The sequence below is a fragment of the Proteus sp. CA142267 genome (assembly GCF_003336825.1).
In the GTDB taxonomy this organism is placed as follows: domain Bacteria; phylum Pseudomonadota; class Gammaproteobacteria; order Enterobacterales; family Enterobacteriaceae; genus Proteus; species Proteus terrae.
In genome coordinates, this window is the sequence record NZ_QPMG01000006.1 from 66,670 (window position 1) to 88,884 (window position 22,215).

At 38.4% G+C, this 22,215-nt stretch carries 20 protein-coding genes, 1 tRNA gene and 2 pseudogenes; 16 read left to right on the plus strand and 7 right to left on the minus strand.

What is annotated here, in order from left to right; translation table 11 throughout:
* Nucleotides 1-7: 7 nt before the first annotated feature.
* The 3 genes and pseudogenes from C0T34_RS18340 to C0T34_RS11410 all read right to left on the minus strand — a co-directional run.
* Nucleotides 8-313, minus strand: a pseudogene (locus C0T34_RS18340) (integrase core domain-containing protein); the annotation flags it as partial.
* Nucleotides 313-474 (minus strand): annotated as a pseudogene (locus C0T34_RS11405) (Arm DNA-binding domain-containing protein); the annotation flags it as partial. The pseudogenes C0T34_RS18340 and C0T34_RS11405, both read right to left, overlap by 1 nt.
* Before the next feature lie 174 nt (nt 475-648).
* Nucleotides 649-733 (minus strand) — tRNA-Leu (locus C0T34_RS11410).
* A gap of 1,447 nt (nt 734-2,180) precedes the next feature.
* On the opposite strand from C0T34_RS11410, the gene ampH reads away from it, so the two are divergent.
* Nucleotides 2,181-3,410, plus strand: coding sequence for a D-alanyl-D-alanine-carboxypeptidase/endopeptidase AmpH (gene ampH, locus C0T34_RS11415; RefSeq protein ID WP_109850197.1), 1,230 nt, complete (start codon nt 2,181-2,183; stop codon nt 3,408-3,410).
* A gap of 66 nt (nt 3,411-3,476) precedes the next feature.
* Here the strand turns inward: ampH and lptG are convergent, their stop codons facing one another.
* The gene (gene lptG, locus C0T34_RS11420) at nt 3,477-4,556 is read right to left on the minus strand and encodes an LPS export ABC transporter permease LptG (RefSeq protein WP_109850198.1); all 1,080 of its coding nucleotides are present in this window, start codon (nt 4,554-4,556) and stop codon (nt 3,477-3,479) included.
* Nucleotides 4,556-5,653 carry an LPS export ABC transporter permease LptF gene (gene lptF / locus C0T34_RS11425; protein ID WP_109850199.1) on the minus strand — a complete coding sequence of 366 codons (1,098 nt, stop codon included), beginning with the start codon at nt 5,651-5,653 and terminating at the stop codon, nt 4,556-4,558. Before lptF ends, lptG begins: the two co-directional genes overlap by 1 nt.
* A gap of 286 nt (nt 5,654-5,939) precedes the next feature.
* Here lptF and pepA point away from each other — a divergent pair, with 286 nt between their 5' ends.
* The 6 genes from pepA (at nt 5,940) to C0T34_RS11455 (ending at nt 13,612) form a co-directional block, all read left to right on the plus strand.
* The gene (gene pepA, locus C0T34_RS11430; protein ID WP_088493953.1) at nt 5,940-7,448 is read left to right on the plus strand and encodes a leucyl aminopeptidase; all 1,509 of its coding nucleotides are present in this window, start codon (nt 5,940-5,942) and stop codon (nt 7,446-7,448) included.
* Nucleotides 7,449-7,553: 105 nt separating this feature from the next.
* A complete protein-coding gene (locus C0T34_RS11435; protein ID WP_098941332.1) occupies nt 7,554-8,003 on the plus strand; it encodes a DNA polymerase III subunit chi in 450 nt (149 codons plus the stop codon).
* Between the two features lie 13 nt (nt 8,004-8,016).
* The gene (locus C0T34_RS11440; RefSeq protein ID WP_098941333.1) at nt 8,017-10,905 is read left to right on the plus strand and encodes a valine--tRNA ligase; all 2,889 of its coding nucleotides are present in this window, start codon (nt 8,017-8,019) and stop codon (nt 10,903-10,905) included.
* A gap of 374 nt (nt 10,906-11,279) precedes the next feature.
* Nucleotides 11,280-11,789, plus strand: coding sequence for a GNAT family N-acetyltransferase (locus C0T34_RS11445; RefSeq protein ID WP_098944019.1), 510 nt, complete (start codon nt 11,280-11,282; stop codon nt 11,787-11,789).
* A gap of 422 nt (nt 11,790-12,211) precedes the next feature.
* Nucleotides 12,212-12,379 carry a YhfL family protein gene (locus C0T34_RS11450; RefSeq protein WP_036914671.1) on the plus strand — a complete coding sequence of 56 codons (168 nt, stop codon included), beginning with the start codon at nt 12,212-12,214 and terminating at the stop codon, nt 12,377-12,379.
* A gap of 363 nt (nt 12,380-12,742) precedes the next feature.
* Entirely contained in the window at nt 12,743-13,612 is an 870-nt protein-coding gene (locus C0T34_RS11455) for a pirin family protein (RefSeq protein WP_109850200.1), read from the plus strand.
* Nucleotides 13,613-13,722: 110 nt separating this feature from the next.
* On the opposite strand, the gene rraB is transcribed toward C0T34_RS11455, so the two are convergent.
* Nucleotides 13,723-14,154 (minus strand): ribonuclease E inhibitor RraB, encoded by a 432-nt coding sequence (gene rraB / locus C0T34_RS11460; protein WP_098941335.1) that lies wholly within the window; start codon nt 14,152-14,154, stop codon nt 13,723-13,725.
* Nucleotides 14,155-14,337: 183 nt separating this feature from the next.
* On the opposite strand from rraB, the gene argF reads away from it, so the two are divergent.
* The 9 genes from argF (at nt 14,338) to C0T34_RS11505 (ending at nt 21,698) form a co-directional block, all read left to right on the plus strand.
* Nucleotides 14,338-15,342, plus strand: a complete 1,005-nt coding sequence (gene argF, locus C0T34_RS11465) for an ornithine carbamoyltransferase (RefSeq protein ID WP_098941336.1) — start codon at nt 14,338-14,340, stop codon at nt 15,340-15,342.
* Nucleotides 15,343-15,520: 178 nt separating this feature from the next.
* Entirely contained in the window at nt 15,521-15,691 is a 171-nt protein-coding gene (locus C0T34_RS18140; protein WP_162556826.1) for a hypothetical protein, read from the plus strand.
* Entirely contained in the window at nt 15,691-16,626 is a 936-nt protein-coding gene (gene pyrB, locus C0T34_RS11470) for an aspartate carbamoyltransferase (RefSeq protein WP_088493958.1), read from the plus strand. Before C0T34_RS18140 ends, pyrB begins: the two co-directional genes overlap by 1 nt.
* Before the next feature lie 13 nt (nt 16,627-16,639).
* Nucleotides 16,640-17,098 carry an aspartate carbamoyltransferase regulatory subunit gene (pyrI, locus tag C0T34_RS11475; RefSeq protein ID WP_006535648.1) on the plus strand — a complete coding sequence of 153 codons (459 nt, stop codon included), beginning with the start codon at nt 16,640-16,642 and terminating at the stop codon, nt 17,096-17,098.
* Nucleotides 17,099-17,599: 501 nt separating this feature from the next.
* Complete coding sequence (locus C0T34_RS11480) at nt 17,600-17,986, plus strand: RidA family protein (RefSeq protein ID WP_006535650.1); 387 nt, start codon at nt 17,600-17,602, stop codon at nt 17,984-17,986.
* Nucleotides 17,987-18,330: 344 nt separating this feature from the next.
* The gene (gene nrdD / locus C0T34_RS11490) at nt 18,331-20,469 is read left to right on the plus strand and encodes an anaerobic ribonucleoside-triphosphate reductase (protein WP_098941340.1); all 2,139 of its coding nucleotides are present in this window, start codon (nt 18,331-18,333) and stop codon (nt 20,467-20,469) included.
* 4 nt (nt 20,470-20,473) lie between these two features.
* A complete protein-coding gene (nrdG, locus tag C0T34_RS11495) occupies nt 20,474-20,938 on the plus strand; it encodes an anaerobic ribonucleoside-triphosphate reductase-activating protein (RefSeq protein ID WP_098941341.1) in 465 nt (154 codons plus the stop codon).
* 26 nt (nt 20,939-20,964) lie between these two features.
* The gene (locus tag C0T34_RS11500; RefSeq protein WP_023583554.1) at nt 20,965-21,174 is read left to right on the plus strand and encodes a hypothetical protein; all 210 of its coding nucleotides are present in this window, start codon (nt 20,965-20,967) and stop codon (nt 21,172-21,174) included.
* Between the two features lie 161 nt (nt 21,175-21,335).
* Nucleotides 21,336-21,698, plus strand: a complete 363-nt coding sequence (locus tag C0T34_RS11505) for a hypothetical protein (protein ID WP_098944020.1) — start codon at nt 21,336-21,338, stop codon at nt 21,696-21,698.
* Between the two features lie 23 nt (nt 21,699-21,721).
* Here the strand turns inward: C0T34_RS11505 and C0T34_RS11510 are convergent, their stop codons facing one another.
* A complete protein-coding gene (locus C0T34_RS11510) occupies nt 21,722-22,162 on the minus strand; it encodes a YhbP family protein (protein WP_098941342.1) in 441 nt (146 codons plus the stop codon).
* Nucleotides 22,163-22,215 lie beyond the last annotated feature (53 nt).

Genomic DNA, 22,215 nt, shown 5'->3' on the forward strand with positions numbered 1-22,215 from the left:
TTTCTAACTATTTACCATAGGCCTCCGATGGGGGCTGATTTAAACTTTCGTGAGTTCAATTTTGGTTATAACCTTGTAGCCCAAACCACGCTAATTCTCGAACTTGGCTTTACGATCAAAATAAATACCACATTAAAAATTCACGACGAAGCAAACCATTAAAACGCTCAACAACCCCATTTTGTTGCGGTTTTCCCGATTGAATACGACACGGTGAAATTTGGTTATTTTCACAATAATTCAATAAGTTAAATGAAATGAGTTCAGGGCCATTATCGACTCAGATCTGTTTCGGCAACCCTCTTTCACTTCTTTGCGTTTTTCGCTTGGATCAAATCCATTAGCAATTAACTTTCTGGCTGTATCTCTTTTCTCTCTGGCTTCTGCGAATGAGATTTCAGGATAGATACCCAGAGCTAACATTTTTTGCTTACCGCCAAAGCGATACTGCAAACGCCAATATTTTGAGCCGTTGGTACAAACTATTATCGAATCGAGAGATACCAAAACGCTTATACCAACAACATGCAACAGCAGATACTTGATGTGAATTGATTTTAGTATAGCGAGGAAGACTAAGTGGAAGGAAAACACCCCACAACCCCTAAATTTTAGGCATAAAAAAAGACGCTCTTAGCGTCTGATTTTTGGTGCCGAAGGCCGGACTCGAACCGGCACACCCGAAGGCGGTTGATTTTGAATCAACTGCGTCTACCAATTTCGCCACTCCGGCACTGAAGTGTGTCTGGAAAACCTGCCCATTATACTTGCGTGAACAACCCTCGCAACAATTATTGTTAGTTTTCAGTTTGATTGGCGAAAAAAAGTGCATTTGGGGTTTATTGCTATCATAAAACACGATTTATAGGTCACATCAAGGTATCTATCGTTAATGCTTTAATCGTGTTGTATGGATAAATCAATTATCTTGTATCTAAATTTATTTATTATCTTATTTCTATTTTTATTGCTTATTTTTTATTTATTATTACTTCTTCTTTTTAAGATCACACCATCATTATATAAATTCATTAAAACTAATTTAACCAAACAATATATTTTAAAATATATAACGATAAATAAAAAAAGGATCAAAACTTGGGTTAGTGTTTTGATCCGATAGTACTGCTAAACGAGGGCTTTATTTTATTTTTAATGACTATAAATTATTTTTGTAGCGTCACTGCCCTTTTCTTCCCTGGTGTGAGGAAGAAGGTAGTTATATTTTATTAATATACTTATTTATCTATACTACATATTATTGATATAAGGATTTACTACTTTAACAAGGTACTTCTATCGAATATAAAGGTATTTATTTACTACTTTAACGAAGGTACTGCTATCTAATATAAATGTACTTATTTACTGCTATAACAAAGATGCTACTATTTAATATAATGGTGTTGAGATATTACTACTAATATATAAATTATTTATTATTGAAGAGGCTATTTTATAATATGCCTTCTTATTTTCACTCTATTATTGCTGTGTTATCTTTGCTCTGTAACTCTTATATTCTCAGTCTCTCGACTTGATGAAGCTATAATAAATTTAATTTCACAATTCCACAATCAGTAAATTATTACAAAATATGACATATTCTTATATTACCTTTATAAACATTCAATAATAAACAAAAAATAAATAAATATTAGTACAATAAACCACAAAAACAACAAATGTAAGACTATAACACCATTCGTTAACATTTTCTTGATATACATATCCTAACTTAATAATAAAGAAAAGCTAATAATAGAGTTAAAAACTAAGTTAAACCGAAGGAAATTGTAACTTAACGGTAATATTTACCTCATTTTTAGAAGAGAAATATGAGGGGAATATCTTTTTATGATGCAATTTTTCTTCACTATCTTTTTCTTAGAGACAATTTGACACATTTAATGCCAACTTTTTGATAACTGGCTCTTGCACTGATAGACATTCTTATTTCTGATAATATAATCAAAATTTGGTTTAAAACTGATTAGAAGGCGGTGTTATGGGCATTGTTGGCTGGATTATAACGGGCATATTTGTTGGTATTATCTTAGGTGCCGTATTAAAAATGATAAAGAAAAAATAGCGCGATAAGAAAGGCTCCAAATTAAAACATAAATAATCTTATGTTGATCGCATTCCTTTCACCTCACTGACTTCTGTTGAAAGTAAAAATGAAAAAACATTTTCTAAAGTATCTGATGATCACCGTCGCTTTACTGACATTGAATGCGTGTAGCCAACGTTCGTCATTACCACCAGCAACACAACCGTCTATGTTAAATCAACAGAACAATGTGCCTGAACTGACTCAATGGCCTACGGCATTAAGCCCTAATGTAAGTAATGCAAGTGCGTTGTTTAATAAATACGCTTCACAGATTTATCAAAAGAGTAATCCTCAAGGCATGGTTATTGTCATGATCAATAACTCTCAAACCTTGAACCGTTCTTTTGGGACGACAACACCTGAAAGCCGTAATGCCCCATCAATGAACTCACTGATCCGCATCGCTTCTGTCACAAAGCTGATGACCAGTGAAGTGATGTTAAAATTACAAGATGATGGAAAATTATTAGTCACCGATCCACTACAAAAATACAGCTACTACGGCGTAAATATCCCATTAGTTAGCGCTCAATCCCCTATCCGTCTTTATCATTTAGCAAGCCATACTAGTGGCTTTCCACGAGAACAACCTGGAGGGAAATGGGGAAGACCTGTTTTTATATGGCCAACACATGGCGACCGCTGGAACTGGTTGAAAAAAGCAACGCTGACATCAACTGCTGGGGATCAAGCCGCTTATTCAAATCTCGCTTACGATCTATTAGCGGATGCCTTAGTGAAAGCATCTGGTAAAAGTTATCCTCAACTTTTACAACAATATGTCACTCGACCTGCGGGTATGACTAGCACCACGTTGACGCCGACTCCAGAACAATGCCAACGATTATTAGTAGGATATAAACCAAGCCCATGCTCTGACACCATTGCAGCAGCCGGAAGTGGCGGTGTGTACTCAACACCAGCCGATATGCAACGTTGGATGCAAGGCTTTTTGACTTCTCATAATACCATGCGAAAAGCAACGGCAAGTAAAGAGCAATCTGTCTACTTTCCTCGTAATCGACTCTCTTCAATAGAAGGTATGGACGTTGCAGGTCGTGCTGATGGTGTAGGTTTAGGCTGGGTTTATATGGCTCCAGCCAATGGTGTTCCAGCGATTTACCAAAAAACTGGCGGCGGCGGTGGCTTTAATACTTATATGGCAACCATTCCTGAATTAAATATCGGTGTATTTGTGGTGATCACCCGTAAACCTAACGGCACTAAATTTAGTGAAGTCACTCAGGGGACTAATGCTCTTGTTCGTGCTCTAGCAAAAGATTTTTATCAGTGATCGCATATCTAGTAACGATAAAAAGCGCCTTGTAAGGCGCTTTTTGTTTTTCTTGGCTGATATTACTTAGCGATTACGCTTCATCAATAACCATAAACTTAATGTTAAGAAGAGTATTCCCGGTACTAATGCTGCAATCACTGCAGGTATGCCATAAACCAAACTTAATCGTCCTGAAACCTCATTGACGATATAGAATAAGAAGCCAAAAGAGATACCCGTTAAGACTCTTAATCCCATTGGTACTGTACGTAATGGGCCAAAAATAAATGACAATGCCATCAACATCATTACTGCAACAGAAACTGGAGCAAATATTTTTTTCCAGAAATTCAGCTCATAGTTTGCTGATTCTTGCCCACTCTGTTTTAGATATTTAACGTACTGATAGAGCCCACTGATCGATAATGCATCCGGATCTAATGCCACAACGCTTAACTTTTCTGGCGTTAATCGTGTTGGCCATTCAAGTGATACCTGTTTTTTACCTGTGATTTTTTGTGTATCCGTTAAGTCTGACTGTTCGACTTGCTTCAACATCCACGTTTTTTTATTCACATCGTAAGTTGCACTTGATGCATAACGTACCGTTTCTAGTTTTCTATCATTATTAAAATCATAGAGCGTGATGCCTTGCATCTCATTTTGGCTCTTTATTCGATTGATATGAATAAATTGATTGCCATCTTTAGCCCACATACCACGGTTAGTAGAAACTAAAGAGTTACCCATGATTTTTTCAGCACGATAGTTACGTGCATATTGTTCACCTTGTGGTGCACCCCATTCACCAATAAGTACCGTTAACAGTACTAACGGAATAGCGGTTTTCATCACAGAGCCTGCAATTTGCAAACGGGTGAATCCTGACGCTTGCATCACCACCAGTTCACTACGTGTTGCTAATGCACCTAACCCTAATAACGCCCCCAATAAGGCGGCCATAGGGAAGAAAATCTGCACATCTTTAAGGATATTTAAAATGGCATAAATACCCGCATCCAGTGTGGTGAAATCCCCTTGCCCTACTTTACGGAGTTGATCGACAAATTTGATAATGCCAGAGAGTGAAACCAGCAAAAATAGTGTCATCAAAATTGACTGTAAAATAGTACGCCCGATATATCTATCTAATACACCAAACATCAGGCAACTCCTTTCTTAAAGCGAGCACGGAATTTACGCATAGGCAAGGTATCCCAAACATTCAATAAGATAGCCAAAGCAAGATAAACGCCATTAACACTCCACATTGCAATTAGCGGATCCAGTTTTCCTTTTTCACCATTAGAGTGCAATGAACTTTGTAATAAGAAGAACACCAAATAAAGTAGCATGGCAGGTAGCATACTTAATACACGGCCTTGGCGTGGATTTACCTCACTTAAAGGTACGACCATCACAGCCATAATGACAACAGAGAAAATCAAGGTTAAGCGCCAATGGAATTCAGCGATAGACTCTGTTTCATTAGAATGCCAAAGCTCAGTCATCGTTTTTTGTTCTACGCGGTTACTGCTAATAGTAGATTCACGGTGCCCAATAACAGCTTGGTAGTCATTAAAATCAGTAATACGAAAATCACGTAATACAGCCGTACCTTCATAGCGAGTTCCCTCACTGAGTACGACTATCTGATTCCCGTTAGGTAATTCTTTGGTATAGCCTTTATCTGCTACCACGACAGAAGGACGCTGATCTTGCGTTGGACGTAACTGTGCAAGGAACACATCTTGGAATTGATTCCCTTTCACGCTACCAAGATAGAGCACCATATTGCGGTCACTGGACATCTTAAATTGCCCTTCCATCAGTGCAGCTAAACTTGGGTTAGCTTTAGCATCCTCAAGGACTTGCTCTTGATGCACCGAAGACCAAGGAATAAGCCAAATGACATTTCCTGCAGCTAATGCGCTGGTCAGTAATGAGAGCAATAGTGCAGCTTGCACTAATGCTTTCTTACCAATTCCGCACGCATTCATGACGGTTATCTCACTTTCAACATAAAGTTTGCTGTAAGTCATCAGAAGCCCAAGAAAAAGGCTCAATGGAAGAATAAGCTGTGCCATCTCAGGAATGCCCAGCCACAGCAGAGAAACCACAAGGTTTGTAGGTATATTACCTTCTACAGCAGCCCCTAAAATTTCAACCAGTTTCTGGCTAAAGAAGATAAGCATCAGAATAAATAAGATGGCTATCTGACTTTTAAGGGTTTCCCGAGCTAAATATCGAATTATAATCACGCTAGTTATGCCTGTGAAAACTTGTCTTTTTGCAGGAAAATCGCTAACTTCGTTGTATATCTATCATTTGTGCATCTCAGTTAGACATTCTTGCAGCCCAAATGATATCAAAACATGCTATAAACAGGTTCCCAATAAGAACAAGCTTATAAGTTAGCTAAATTAGTTGTGTTCAATTAATGCATTTAGCTTAACATAAAAAGTAAACTTTCTATGGGGTAGATTAATGCGGATCACTATTCTAAACGATACTTTCCGTTTTTGTCTTTAATATTCAGGAGAACGCATGGAGTTTAATGTAAAAAGCGGCAGCCCAGAGAAACAACGCAGCGCTTGTATTATCGTGGGGGTGTTTGAGCCTCGTCGTTTATCTCCGATCGCGGAGCAACTTGATAAAATCAGTGATGGCTATATCAGCGCCCTGTTACGCAGAGGTGAACTGGAAGGCAAAGTCGGACAATCATTGCTGTTACATCATGTACCAAATGTTCTCTCTGAGCGCGTTTTACTGATTGGTTGCGGTAAAGAGCGTGAATTGGATGAACGCCAGTATAAACAGATCATTCAAAAAACCATTAACACTCTCAATGAAACTGGCTCGATGGAAGCTGTATGCTTTCTGACTGAGTTGCATGTTAAAGGTCGTAATAATTACTGGAAAGTGCGTCAAGCGGTTGAGACTGCAAAAGACTGCCTCTATACCTTTGATCAATTGAAAAGCAATAAGACTGAATTACGTCGTCCATTGCGTAAAATGGTCTTTAATGTACCTACTCGTCGTGAACTACCAAGTGGTGAACGCGCAATTGCACACGGTTTAGCTATCGCATCAGGTATTAAAGCATGTAAAGATTTAGCAAACATGCCACCTAATATTTGTAATGCCGCTTATTTAGCGTCTCAAGCTCGTCAATTAGCAGACTCATCTTCAAATGTTTCTACGCGTGTTATTGGCGAAGAACAGATGAAAGAGCTCAATATGAATGCTTACCTTGCGGTAGGACAAGGCTCTCAAAATGAATCTTTAATGTCGATTATCGAATATAAAGGCAATAAAGATCCTGAAGCTCGCCCAATCGTATTAGTAGGTAAAGGACTGACATTCGACTCTGGTGGTATTTCTATCAAACCTGCTGATGGCATGGATGAGATGAAATACGACATGTGTGGTGCAGCAACGGTTTACGGTGTGATGCGTGTTGTGGCTGAACTCCAGTTGCCAATCAACGTTATTGGCGTACTTGCAGGCTGTGAAAACATGCCGGGTGGAAAAGCCTATCGCCCTGGTGATATTTTAACAACCATGTCAGGCCAAACTGTTGAAGTATTAAATACTGATGCTGAAGGTCGTTTAGTGCTGTGTGATACGTTAACTTATGTTGAGCGCTTCGAGCCTGAATTAGTTGTCGATATCGCCACATTAACAGGTGCTTGTATGGTGGCTTTAGGCCATCACTACAGCGGATTAATGTCTAATCATAATCCGTTAGCACATGAGTTAATGAATGCATCAGAGCAAGCAGGTGATCGTGCTTGGCGTTTACCATTAGGCGATGAGTTCTATGAACAAATCGAATCTAATTTTGCTGACTTAGCAAATACAGGTGGCCGTTTAGGTGGCGCAATTACTGCCGGTTGTTTCTTAGCGCGTTTTGCAACTAAATATAACTGGGCTCACTTGGATATTGCAGGTACCGCATGGCGTTCTGGCAAAGCAAAAGGCGCAACAGGCCGTCCTGTTTCTTTATTGTCTCAGTTCTTACTTAATCGCGCGGGTTTGAATAGCGACGATTAATACCGCATAATTATCAGGGTTAAGGTATTACCCTATTATTATGGTAAATAGAGCAGACTCCAAGAAGGGTATTGCAACGCAATACCCTTCTGTTATCGGGATATCATGAAAAACGCCACGTTTTATTTAATGGAACACCCATCAATACACGAAGATTTACAGGCTCATGAGTGGCTTGCCTGTCAACTTACCGCTGAACATTGGCGATTAGGCAAACGTATTTTGTTGGTTTGTGAGTCTCAGGCTCAAGCTGAATTGCTTGATGAGGCATTATGGGCAAGAGAACCTCATCAGTTTGTTCCTCATAATCTTGCAGGTGAAGGCCCTCGTTATGGCTCTCCTGTTGAATTATGTTGGCCTGGAAAACGTGGTAATGCGCCTCGTGATCTTTTGATTAATTTGCAATCGCAATTCGTAGACTTTGCCACAGCTTTCCATGAAGTGATAGACTTTGTACCTATTGATGAACAATTGAAACAGTTGGCGCGTGAACGATATAAAATTTATCGTAGCGTCGGCTTTACTTTGACAATGGCTACGCCGCCAACCTATTGAATACGTAAAGAATATGGAAAATAAATCCGCACCGAAAGAGCCATCGCTCGACACAACATATAATCCAGCAGAGATTGAACAACCTCTGTATCAGCATTGGGAAAAAAACGGCTACTTTAAAGCCAATGGCGATACAACGAAAGAAAGCTTCTGTATCGTGATCCCACCGCCAAACGTTACAGGTAGCCTACATATGGGTCATGCTTTCCAGCAGACCATTATGGATACCATGATCCGTTACCAGCGCATGCAAGGTAAAAACACATTATGGCAATCAGGTACTGACCATGCGGGCATCGCGACTCAAATGGTCGTTGAGCGTAAAATTGCTGCTGAAGAAGGTAAAAACCGTCATGACTATGGTCGTGATGCATTTATTGACAAAATTTGGGAATGGAAAGCGGAATCAGGCGGTAACATTTCTAACCAAATGCGTCGTTTAGGTAACTCTGTTGATTGGGAACGAGAACGTTTCACAATGGATGAAGGGTTATCTAAAGCGGTTAAAGAAGCTTTTGTTCGCTTACATAAAGAAAATCTCATCTACCGTGGTAAACGCCTTGTAAACTGGGATCCTAAATTACACACAGCGATTTCTGATCTTGAAGTTGAAAACCGTGAAGTTAAAGGATCTATGTGGCATTTGCGTTATCCTTTAGCGGATGGGGCAAAAACAGCAGAAGGTAAAGATTACCTGGTTGTTGCAACAACACGTCCTGAAACCATGTTAGGTGATACTGGTGTTGCTGTTAACCCTGAAGATCCTCGCTATAAAGATTTAATTGGTAAAGAAATTATTCTACCAATCGTTAACCGTCGTATCCCTATTTTAGCGGACGAACACGCTGATATGGAAAAAGGGACTGGTTGCGTAAAAATCACCCCTGCTCACGACTTTAATGACTATGAAGTTGGACGTCGTCATCAATTACCAATGATTAATATCATGGATTTTGATGGCAATATCCGTGTTAGCGCAGAAGTATTAGACACCAACGGTGTTGAGTCTGACGTTTACAGCACTGAAATTCCAGAAGCCTACCAAGGTATGGAACGCTTTGCTGCACGTAAAGCAATGGTCGCTGAATTTGAACGTCTAGGTTTATTAGAAGAGATCAAACCTCACGATTTGACCGTACCTTACGGTGACCGTGGTGGCGTGGTTATCGAACCTTTATTAACAGACCAATGGTATGTTCGCGCAGCACCTTTAGCGAAACCTGCCGTTGAAGCAGTTAAAAATGGTGATATCCAATTTGTACCAAAACAGTACGAAAACATGTACTTCTCATGGATGAATGATATCCAAGATTGGTGTATTTCTCGTCAACTGTGGTGGGGTCACCGTATCCCTGCTTGGTATGACAACCAAGGCAACGTTTATGTTGGTCGTGACGAAGAAGAAGTTCGTCGTGAAAACAATATCGCTGCTGATGTCGCATTACGCCAAGATGATGACGTACTGGATACGTGGTTCTCATCTGCACTATGGACATTCTCAACATTAGGCTGGCCTGAAAACACAGAAGCACTAAAAACATTCCATCCAACGAATGTATTAGTTAGTGGGTTCGATATCATTTTCTTCTGGATCGCCCGCATGATCATGATGACCATGCACTTTATCAAAGATGAAGACGGTAAACCGCAAGTTCCATTTAATACGGTTTACATGACAGGCCTTATTCGTGATGAAGAAGGGCAGAAGATGTCAAAATCCAAAGGTAACGTACTTGATCCTTTGGATATGATTGACGGTATTTCATTAGAGAACCTGTTAGAAAAACGTACTGGTAATATGATGCAGCCACAAATGGCTGAAAAAATTGCTAAACGTACTAGCAAAGAGTTCCCAGAAGGTATTGAAGCACACGGTACAGATGCTCTGCGCTTTACTTTAGCGGCATTAGCTTCAACAGGTCGCGATATTAACTGGGATATGAAACGTCTATCAGGCTACCGTAACTTCTGTAACAAGCTGTGGAATGCAAGCCGCTTTGTTCTGATGAACACTGAAGATCAAGATTGTGGCTACCAAGGTGGTGAGATGACATTCTCACTGGCTGACCGCTGGATCTTAGCTGAATTTAATAATACCGTTAAAGCCTATCGCGAAGCATTAGATAACTATCGTTTCGATATTGCTGCCGGTATTTTATATGAGTTCACTTGGAACCAATTCTGTGACTGGTATCTTGAGCTATCAAAACCTGCGGTACACAAAGGTAATGATGCACAAAAACGTGCAGCACGTCATACACTGATTGAAGTGTTAGAAGGCTTACTGCGTCTTGCTCATCCAATTATTCCATTTATCACAGAGACAATCTGGCAACGTGTGAAGGAAGTTAAAGGCATTGAAGGTGAAACCATCATGCTACAGGCTTTCCCTGAGTTCGATGCTTCACTAGTGGATGAACAAGCACTGAACGATCTGGAGTGGATCAAAGAAGTTATCGTTGCAGTTCGTAATATCCGTGCTGAAATGAATATTGCTCCGGGTAAACCACTTGAAGTTATCTTACGTGGTGCCGATGACAATGCGAAACGTCGCGTTAGTGACAATATTGGTTTCTTAAAAGCAATGGGTCGCTTAGCTGATATTCGTCCATTAGCAGAAGGCGAAGAAGCGCCATTATCAGTTAATAAACTGGTTAACGGTGCAGAATTGCTGATCCCAATGGCGGGCTTTATCGATAAAGATGCGGAGCTTGCACGTTTAGATAAAGAGCTTGAAAAAGTAGAAAAAGATATCACAACTTTAGACAGCAAATTATCTAATGATGGCTTTGTTAGCCGTGCGCCAGAAGCGGTTGTTGCTAAAGAGCGTGAACGCTTAGCGACATGCTTAAGTGCAAAAGAGAAGCTAATCGCACAGAAAATCTCTATCGCCTCTTTATAAGCACTATCGCTTTAAAGACACTGAGATTGATAATGAAAACCCGCGTTTATCGCGGGTTTTTACTTAGCCTCTTTCAACCAAAAAATAAAACCATTTTTCACTTCATTTCTTGCTATTCACGGTTCTATTCTCGTTAATCCGCCTTTTCATCCTCTATTTTCACTTAAATTTAATCACTCGCTAAAATATAACGCTAGAAATAAAGGAAAAAGTTAAGCAAAGAGAAAGGGTTAACGGTTTACAAACACGCTTAATCAATTAAGATAGTTTTTGTGGCCATCCGAGCTACTTTCAATGAAGAAGTTCCTTTCCGGTGCTCTCTCAATACGTAATCAAAAAATATTCTACTAATAAGTGAAACGATGAGTGCAACTATGACTGCAACCCAAGCTATAACCTCAAATATTGTTATCCGAGCCATTGAAGAAAAAGACAACGCAGGTATTGCACACGTTATTCGTGAAGTCTCAGCAGAGCATGGTTTAACTGCCGATAAAGGCTTTGCAGTTGCCGATCCAATTTTAGATACCCTCTATGAAGTTTATCATCAACCACGCAGTGCTTACTGGGTTGTTGAAATGGATGGAGAAGTTGTTGGTGGGGGTGGTGTCGCACCACTTGCTGGTGGCGATGGTAATACTTGTGAACTACAAAAAATGTACCTTTCATCCAAATTACGTGGCAAAGGTATTGCGAAAAAAATCGTTCTGCAATCTCTTGAGTTTGGTAAAGAACAAGGATTTGTCCGTTGCTATTTAGAAACCACTGATATCTTAAAAGCGGCTGTCGGTTTATACGAAAAACTAGGATTCGAATTTATTGATGAAGCATTAGGCAACACTGGACATAGTGATTGTGAAATCCGTATGGTGAAGCCACTTTAAACGTTCTTGCTGTTCCCTACGTAATACAATAAATAAAATAAGCTCTACTTTACCCGCATTTCTTATGCGGGTTTTTATTAGCAAAAAATAGCATCTATTAACACAAATCATATTTATCAAAATGATATAAATACAGTATATTTCTATGCTTATTTTCACAATTAATTTCTTAATTAATTATTATCAAAATATTATTAATGAAATTCTTATCTTAAATTTTATTAAAATTTACAAGTTTAAATCGTTTTTCATTTCACTCTATCTAATTATATTTCTCTTCTTAAATAAAATATTATTTATCTTATTTTATATTTAAAAAAAGAGATTTTTTTATATTGCTATTTATAGCTAATTTAATATCTTTATGCAGATAAAGTCATGTATTGGCTTTTATAACTCTAAAATTTAAAAGGAATTTTTTCATGAAAAACTTTGTTAAAATTGCACTTATTGCTTCTGTAATTACCGTAATGACTGGTTGTACTGGTAGCGTATACAATAAAGAAAAAGACTGTAACTACGACTACTTACTGCACCCAGCAGTTTCTATTTCTAAAATCATTGGCGGTTGTGGCGACACAAGCAAATAAGATTTAAGAAATAAATATATTAATAAACTACATTCTGACTTATTGTTGCTAAGAAAGGGTGTAGTTTTTTGTTTTCAGTTTTAAAAATATAATAAAATAAAAACCAATTACACTAAAAACTATTTCATCAATTATTTAAATATAGCCTTTTTATTATTCCTACTCTCTTTATTACATTCTTTTTCTTTCTTTTTCACCATCCAAAGTCATTCATTTTTTTTGAACACTATCAACAAATTTCCCCTATTTTGTTCATCACGCGAACACTTTATGATCAGCTTCATTAAGAAATCACAATAATCTGTATTACCTCCTTCTGTGTCTTGGTTATTGTAGTTTCTTTCCTTAACTCGGAGAACAATCATGACTATCAGACAGATTAATCATATTTATTCGGTGCCAAATTCACACTGGGTAGGTAATGGCTTTCCAGTCAGCACCTTATTTTCCTATCAGGAAAATGGTGAGAAACATAGCCCGTTTCTGCTGATGGATTATGCCGAACCAACACTGTTTAAACCTGTTACCAATGCCCGTGGTGTAGGAGCGCATCCTCATCGTGGATTTGAAACCGTAACAATCGCCTATCAAGGTGAGGTTTCTCACCATGACTCTAAAGGTCATGCTGGAACAATTACCGCAGGTGATGTGCAATGGATGACTGCTGCTTCTGGCATTTTGCATAAAGAGTATCACTCTGAAAAAATGACCAAAGAAGGTGGTGTATTGGAAATGGTGCAACTTTGGGTGAATCTGCCGACAGCGTACAAAATGACACAGCCTCGTTATCAAGCGCTGAAAGCAGAGGATATCCCTCATGTTGAATTACCTAATGATCAAGGCTATGTCCGAGTGATCGCTGGTAATTATGCCAATACACAAGGTATCGCAATGACCTATTCACCACTGAATGTGTGGGATCTACGTTTAAATCGCACGGGTATTTCACATTACAGTATTCCTGAAGGTCATAATGCAATGCTGTTTGTAGTAAAAGGTGCTGTACATATCAATGACAGTGAAATTGCACGTCAACACGATATGGTAATGCTAGATAATCATGGTGATACACTGACATTAGAATCAATGGGTGACACCATTGTTTTAATTCTAACAGGTGAGCCAATTAACGAGCCTATTGCAGGACAAGGGCCTTTTGTAATGAACACTCAAGAAGAATTACAACAAGCTTTTGATGATTATGACAATGGTAAATTTGGTGTAATGGATTAAAGGCTCTCCCCTTAAAACCAATAACACCAGTCACAAAGAAATAATTTTGTGGCTGGTGCTATTATTTTGCACTGATAAATCAGGTACAAAAGGACAACATTTAGCAAGAATTAATGTAAACGTGATGACTTATCAGACTCTTCTTCGTCGTCTTCGTCTTCACCGTCTTCATCATCATACTCTGCATCAGGATCTTCAAAATAAGTACCCCAACCATCGTAATAGACACCCATTTTTTCAGCTAAATTCATTAGTTGCTCAACTTGAGCATCAATAAGTTCGGCATTCAAACCACTTTCACTTACTGCATCAAAGCAAACTAAAATCTCACCTGATTCGACTTCAATTTCCTCAGGCTCAGTCACTTCGTAACCTAATTTAAAAACTTCAACGGCTGCTTTTTCTAGTGTTTCAAAATTTTCACAAGAAATATGGTGCTCAATGGCATACAGTGCATCTGGATCACTGCCATCTTCCAGTAATTCTTCAATAATAAGACGTGTTTCTTCACGTTGTTCTGCTAATTCTTTGCTGTCCGCCATAATCATGCTCCGCAATAGTCTGAAAAGGTATCTTGCTCATTCTCCCACAGGCAGGATCAACACTCCATACTTAATATGATGCCCTTATCGCACACTGTTTAAATTAAAAGTTTTCCTTTAGGGGTTGATGATGAATATTTATTAATATAAATTGAATATAAATTCAATAATAGGATATCACCCATGAACCCTTTTTATCAGAAATCATTCTTACGTTTACTTGATTTTTCACCTGCTGAAATTCAACAGCTGCTTACATTGTCAGCTCAATTGAAAAAAGCCAAAAAATCAGGTCAAGAAACTCAATATCTTACTGGAAAAAATATCGCACTGATTTTTGAAAAAGACTCAACACGTACCCGTTGCGCGTTTGAAGTCGCTGCATTTGATCAAGGCGCAAGAGTGACTTATTTAGGGGGCGGAAGCCAAATTGGACATAAAGAATCGATAAAAGATACCGCACGTGTATTAGGCCGTATGTATGATGGTATTCAGTATCGGGGCTACGGACAAAAAACGGTAGATGCACTTGCACAATATTCAGGTGTACCTGTTTGGAATGGTTTAACCAATGAATTTCACCCAACACAATTATTAGCTGATTTACTGACTATCGCAGAACATCAAACTAAACCGTTATCAGAAACGGTATTTGCTTACCTTGGTGATGCTCGTAACAACATGGGTAATACCATGCTGGAAGCGGCTGCATTAACAGGTATAGATTTACGTTTAGTTGCACCTAAAGCATGTTGGCCTGAAGCAAGTTTAGTTGCTCAATGCCAAGAGATTGCCAAGAAAAATGGCGGAAATATCACGCTAACTGAAAATGTAGCTGAAGGCGTTAAAAATGCTGATTTTCTTTACACTGATGTGTGGGTTTCTATGGGCGAACCAAAAGAGGTTTGGAAAGAGCGTATTGCTTTACTTAAGCCTTACCAGGTCAATATGGATGTTATAAAATTAACCGAAAATCCAGACGTCAAATTCCTTCACTGTTTACCCGCTTTTCATGACGAAGAAACAACAATGGGTAAAGCATTAGCTGAAGAATTTAACCTATATGGCGGTTTTGAAGTTACTGATGAGGTTTTTGAATCAAAACACAGCATTGTGTTTGATGAAGCAGAAAATCGTCTTCACACCATAAAAGCGGTGATGGTCGCTACCCTTGCAAATCCTTTCTAAAATACATAATCATGCAAAACACCTATTTTTTATTTATGAAAAAATAGGTGTTTTCTTCGTTTTATCTCAAGCTTATTGATTTTTAATTTAAAAAATTTTTTTTTGTAAAAAATAAAAGCAAACGCTTGCGTGAAACTCTAAGATGCGTATAATGCGCCACAATTTGTCAGGAGGAAAGATGAAACAGCGCCTATTCCAATTCGTAACAAAAACAAGCACCTTAACTGGTCGCAAGCGCATTCTCTTTTTTCCAATAGCCCAATTTTTTAAAACCCCTCTTATTGAGGGGTTTTTTTTGGTCTATAAAAAACCATCTACCGCACAATTCATCGCCAAAGGAGAACTCTAATGACTAATCCGCTCTACCAAAAGCATATTATCTCCATCAATGATCTGGACAGGGAAGATTTGGAGTCTGTTCTTCACGTTGCTAATAAACTCAAGCAGCAACCTAATAACGAATTGTTGAAAGACAAGGTGATTGCGAGCTGTTTTTTTGAAGCATCAACACGTACTCGCTTATCATTTGAGACAGCTATTCACCGCCTAGGTGCATCAGTTGTCGGTTTTTCTGATGGAAGCAACACTTCACTGGGTAAAAAAGGTGAAACATTAGCAGATACCATTTCGGTTCTTCGTACTTATGCTGATGCCATTGTTATTCGCCATCCTCAAGAAGGTGCTGCACGTTTAGCCTCTGAGTTTGCTGGCGATATTCCAGTACTCAATGCAGGTGATGGAGCAAATCAGCATCCAACTCAGACTCTACTGGACTTGTTTACCATCCAAGAAACGCAAGGCCGTTTGGATAATCTCAATATCGCGATGGTCGGTGACTTAAAATATGGCAGAACAGTGCATTCACTGGCACAAGCATTGGCGAAATTTAAAGGCAATCATCTCTATTTTATCGCCCCTAAAGTGCTCGCCATGCCAGAGCATATTCTTCACTTACTAGAAGAAAATGGTGTTGAATACAGCCAGCATGAAACAGTAGATGAAGTGATGCCAGAGCTAGATATTCTATATATGACTCGCGTACAAAAAGAGCGTTTAGACCCATCTGAATACGCGAATGTTAAAGCACAATTTATCTTAACCAGTGCAGATCTTGTGAATGTTAAAGATAACCTTAAGATCCTACATCCACTGCCACGTATCGATGAAATCACGACAGATGTAGACAAAACACCTTACGCTTATTATTTCCAACAAGCAGGCAACGGTATCTACGCACGTCAGGCATTACTTGCCTTAGTTCTGAATAAAAACTTAGTTCTTTAATAAGGAGCACACCATGACACATGATCACAAACTAAAAGTTGAAGCTATCAAACGTGGGACTGTTATTGATCATATTCCAGCGCAGGTGGGCTTTAAAATTCTTTCACTGTTTCGCCTAACAGAGACTGATGAAAGAATAACAGTAGGTTTTAATTTACCTTCAGAAAATTTAGGTAAAAAAGACTTAATTAAAATCGAAAATGTCTTTTTAACCTCTGAGCAAGCAAACCGTTTAGCGATGTATGCGCCTCAAGCAACTGTAAATATCATCGATGATTATCAAGTCGTTAATAAGATGGCATTAAGTTTGCCAGAATTGCTTGAAGATGTGGTGCCTTGTCCTAATAGCAACTGTATTAGCCATAACGAGCCAGTGCAAAGTAGTTTCCGTGTCAAAAAACTGGCCTCAGATGTTGTATTAACCTGCAAGTACTGTGAAAAAGAGTTCGAACGCCACGCGGTTATTCGTTAATTCTTTTAGCTATCTGCTCGCAAGGGCAGATAGTTTTAAAAGGCCGTTAAATTATACTCGGGTAATATAATAAAGTTTCTAAAGCTGCTTTTACTTCAGGTATTAATAGATGTAATCTAAAACAGTTACCTATCAAAGTAACATCTTCTTTTTCTTTATCGTAATTATTTATAGACATCTATAGATACACTTTTCCCAAAAAGTATAAACTTTTTAAGAAAAATAGAATAATTACCTATTAAAAGCTTCAAGGCTATTTATATTAAAAATGAAAATAGCATATCCTTTCTTTTTTATGAAAAAATTTACTATAACTTCACCACTTTTATGGGCTAAAAATAGCGTCAAACCGCACTACTGCTCTTCATTTATTTCCTTTTTATAATTGCAGACTTTATGATAAAGCCTGACATCTGTCATATTGCTAACCTAAAGCGCTGGCTATAATAGCGCCACATTAATCAAATGTTAGCGTTAATCTTATAAAAACAGGAGTTCTAAATGTCTTACGAAATTAATACCGATAAAGCCCCAGCTGCGATTGGTCCTTATGTACAAGGCGTTGATTTAGGTAATTTAGTGATCACTTCAGGTCAATTACCTGTTGATCCTGCAACCGGTGAATTTGTTTCTGATAATGCAGCAGAACAAGCTCGTCAATCTTTAGAAAACGTAAAAGCAATCATTGAAAAAGCAGGTTTAACCGTTGCTAATATCATCAAAACAACTGTTTTCGTAAAAGATTTAAATGATTTCGGTACGATCAATGCTGCTTATGAAGCATTCTTCAAAGAGCATAACGCTGCATTCCCTGCTCGCTCTTGTGTTGAAGTTGCACGTTTACCAAAAGATGCGAAAGTAGAAATCGAAGTTATCGCTATCCGTTAATTTCGTCTCAACAGCAAGCCATAAAAAAGCAAAGGTCTCTTTATGAGCACTTTGCTTTTTTTATGTTCTCACTTTTTGATAAATAATTTATCACTTCTGTTTTTGGCACATATTTACAATTCAGCCAATCCCTCTTGATGCCTGACGTAGCAAAAATACCTTGATATAGATCAGTTTTAATGAAGATTATTTCCCTTCCAATTACTATATATTGTGCTTTAATACATATCGACCTACAACATATAGTAATTATACACATCTTATCCACAATAAGCCTGAATGCTGTGCCATCACCTGTTTTTATGGGATTTGAGCCTGTGGATAAATAGTTAAGGAGCAAGATTGTGAAAACCATAGTGATAAAACGAGACGGATGTAAAGTCTCTTTTGACCAAACCCGCATCAGCGATGCTATCAAAAGAGCGGCCGTAGCTTGTGAGATCACTGATGATGATTATTGCGTATCCGTCGCTGAATCTGTTTCACAATCTCTCGCAGGACGTTCGAATGTCGATATCCGTGAGATCCAAGACGCCGTAGAAAATCAGCTGATGGCTGGTGAACATAAAGATGTCGCCAGAGCCTATATTGAATACCGTCATGACCGAGATGTTGCTCGTGAGCAACGTGGAAGACTAACTCAGGAAATCCGGGGTCTTATCGAACAAAGTGATGTCTCTATTCTTCATGAAAATGCGAATAAAGACAGTAAGGTTATCCCTACCCAGCGTGATTTACTTGCGGGTATTGTGGCTAAACATTACGCAAAATTACATATCCTGCCAAGAGATGTGGTACTCGCCCATGAGCGTGGTGAAATTCATTATCATGATCTCGATTATTCACCGTTTTTCCCTATGTTTAACTGTATGCTAATTGACCTTAAAGGCATGTTAAACAACGGTTTTAAAATGGGAAATGCGGAAATAGAACCCCCTAAATCTATTTCAACAGCAACAGCAGTAACTGCACAAATTATCGCACAAGTAGCAAGCCATATTTATGGTGGTACAACAATAAATCGTATCGATGAAGTATTAGCGCCGTTTGTAAAATCAAGTTATGACAAACACTATAAAGTAGCGCAAGAATGGCAGATTGCTGATAAAGAAGCTTATGCTAATGCGCGTACTGAAAAAGAGTGTTATGACGCATTCCAATCTTTAGAGTATGAAGTTAATACACTGCATACAGCTAATGGACAAACACCATTTGTCACTTTTGGCTTTGGCCTTGGTACGTCAAAAGAAGCGCGTTTAATTCAACGATCTATTCTTGAAAATCGTATGGCTGGTTTAGGAAAAAACCGTAAAACGGCTGTTTTCCCTAAACTCGTTTTTGCCATTAAAGATGGTTTAAACCATAAATTTGGTGATCCTAACTACGATATCAAACAACTTGCACTTGAATGTGCAAGTAAACGCATGTATCCCGATATCTTAAATTATGATCAAGTCGTTAAAGTAACAGGTTCATTTAAAACGCCAATGGGTTGTCGTAGCTTCTTAGGTGTTTACGAAGAAAATGGTGAGATGATCCATGAAGGTCGTAATAACCTCGGTGTTATCAGCCTGAACTTGCCGCGTATTGCTATTGAAGCTCAAGGTGATGAAGCGACATTCTGGTCGCTACTTGATGACCGCCTCGAGTTAGCGAAAAAAGCACTGATGACTCGTATTGCTCGTTTAGAAAACGTCAAGGCGCGTGTTGCCCCAATCCTTTATATGGAAGGTGCTTGTGGTGTTCGCTTAAAAGCAGATGATAATGTGGCTGAAATCTTTAAAAATGGCAGAGCATCAATCTCATTAGGTTATATCGGTGTTCATGAAACCATTAACGCACTGTTTGGTACTCAAACACACGTTTTTGATGATGAAACCTTAAGAAAGAAAGCCGTCGCAATTATTAATCGTCTGCGCGAAGCAACAGATCAATGGAAAGCAGAAACAGGTTATGGCTTTAGCCTTTACAGCACACCAAGTGAAAACTTGTGTGATCGCTTCTGTCGCTTAGATGCAGCTGAATTCGGTATTTTACCGGGTGTAACGGATAAAGGTTATTACACCAATAGCTTCCACTTAGATGTTGAGAAAAAAGTAAATCCATACGACAAACTGGATTTTGAAGCGCCTTATCCTCCATTAGCAAATGGCGGTTTCATTTGTTATGGCGAATATCCAAACTTACAGCATAACCTTAAAGCGTTAGAAGATGTGTGGGATTACAGCTATACCCGTGTTCCTTATTATGGAACAAACACTCCGATTGATGAATGTTATGACTGTGGTTATACCGGTGAATTCTCTTGCACTAGCAAAGGCTTTACTTGCCCACGTTGTGGTAATCACAACCCAGCGAGAGTTTCCGTTATTCGCCGTGTATGTGGATATTTAGGTAGCCCAGATTCACGTCCATTTAATGCGGGTAAACAGGAAGAAGTTAAACGTCGAGTTAAACATCTGGCAAATGGTCAGTTAGGTTAAGAGTGTGAATTACCATCAATATTACCCTGTTGATGTGGTAAATGGCCCTGGTACACGTTGCACCCTGTTTGTTTCAGGGTGCATACACCAATGCCGAGGCTGTTATAACAAATCAACCTGGTCATTAACTTCAGGCAAGCCGTTTACACAAGAAGTGGAAGATCAGATCATTGCTGATCTCCAAGACGACCGTATTAAACGACAAGGATTATCACTTTCAGGTGGCGATCCGCTACACCCTCAAAATCTTTCTGCTATATTAAAATTGGTAAAACGCGTTAAAACGGAATGCCCTGAGAAAGATATTTGGGTTTGGACTGGCTACTTACTGGCTGACTTAACCCCAGAGCAACAAGAAGTCGTTAACTTTATTAACGTACTGATTGATGGGAAGTTCGTACAAGAACTTTATGATCCCGCATTACTGTGGCGTGGTAGTAGTAATCAGGTGATCCATAAATTGAAGTAATACACATTGAATTAACTGGAGGATGTATGCCTTTAAGTGATAATAAATATGTAAGCTTTTCTGAAGATCATGAACTGAACTACCATTTAAAAAAATGGGGTAAAAAGCAGTCTAAAGCGAATCGAGAACAACTCGTGAAGCTAGGCACTGAATTAAAAAAGAAACTCGGCGCTAAACATCTCCAACATACTGAAATAGATGCTGAGATAGAAAAAAATCTTTCATCATTTGAATAATACCTAAAAGCCCATTTTTATAATGGGCTTTTTTCTTTCATCATTCTTATTTAATCACCTGCGTTATCAAATGCGAATCATTTTCAAAAAAGATGGTCAAAGTGATTAGTTTTGTTTTATTATTAACGCTCTTAACTATTCTTTTTATGATGATATTTGATATGAAATTCGCACTTTTCCCTTTATTTTCAATAATCTTACTTTCTGGTTGTAGCAGTACTTGGGAACCTAAAGGTGCATCAGATTACACATTACAAGAAGCAAAAATGCTTTGTGAACTTGATGCGAATACTCGCTATCCTATTCGCAAAGAAGTGCTACAACGTACTGTTTATCGTGATGTACAAAAAACGTGTCGTAAAGATGATAAAGACCACTGCGGTGATAAAAAAACCTACACTGAACGTGTACCAATGACTGAAAGCTATGTTGAAGACATTAACCAAGAAGACAGAAAAACCTTCTACACCTCTTGTATGTCTTTAAAAGGATGGGAACAAAAAAATCATTATTTTTGGGAATAGTGGAAAGTTAAGAAAAAATAAGTTTAATCACGTTGCCAATAGAGCTTAGTACCAAAACCTAATTGATTATTCACCATCTTAATTTCTTGCAATTTTAGCTCCCATAAAGGCACATGGATGGCGGCTAATGCGACAGGAAAACGTAAACAATAATGTTTTCTTGCGTTGATGTCGTCCTTACCAGTCAGTAAAAAAACAGACCCCGTGAATTGAATACCCTGTAAATCTGATACGGCAATTTCTTGTGTGCTGATACTCCCAGCAACTAATAAATTTTCCTGCATCATTTTAGCATGGCGTGTTTTCTTTTCAGAAAGAAAAATAAGCCTCATCTGACTTTCATCAAACCAATAAAAACAATTAGCACACCAAACATCACCCAATGAACTTGTTGTACATAAGGTAAACACATGGTTATCACGTATATATTGTTTAATTATTTTGATCGAATCTAGAGAAAACATAATATACCTGTATAGATACAAAAAGAGACGCTGTTTAGTTGATAATTATATCA